At 64.9% G+C, this 388-nt stretch carries 1 pseudogene; it reads right to left on the bottom strand.

The window, feature by feature from the left end:
- Positions 1 to 239, bottom strand: a pseudogene (locus OO70_RS50775) (hypothetical protein); the annotation flags it as partial.
- Positions 240 to 388: the final 149 nt, after the last annotated feature.

Raw genomic sequence — 388 nt, 5'->3', positions numbered from 1 at the left:
TCGTAGGCGAGGCCTTCGATGACGACGAGGTCGACGCCGGTGAGGTAGTCGTCGAGTTGGCTGGTGATGGCGGTGAGCCGCTGGTGGTTGTAGGCGGTGCGGAGCCGAGCGTCGTTGGTGGGGTTGCTGCGGTCGCGGTGGGTTCGGCTGCGGTTGGCGGGTTTGATGGTGGTGGTCCAGCCTCGGCCGGCAATGCCGGTGGAGGTGAGGCTGAGGTCGAGTCCGAGCACCTTGGTCACGGCTGGCCGCCTTTCTGGATCTCTGTGTGGATGTTGTCGACGTCGTGCTCGTCCCAGTCGTCGTCGTACAGGTGCTCACCGAGCCAGTCGCGAACGTCCTGCCGGGTGGGGTTGGGGTGGTGTTCGGCGAGGTCTCTGTCTCTTATACA

This window comes from Streptomyces xylophagus, assembly GCF_000716435.1.
GTDB lineage: Bacteria > Actinomycetota > Actinomycetes > Streptomycetales > Streptomycetaceae > Streptomyces > Streptomyces xylophagus.
Note: the sequence above shows the minus strand (reverse complement) of the source record. Positions and strands in the feature narration are given on the sequence as shown.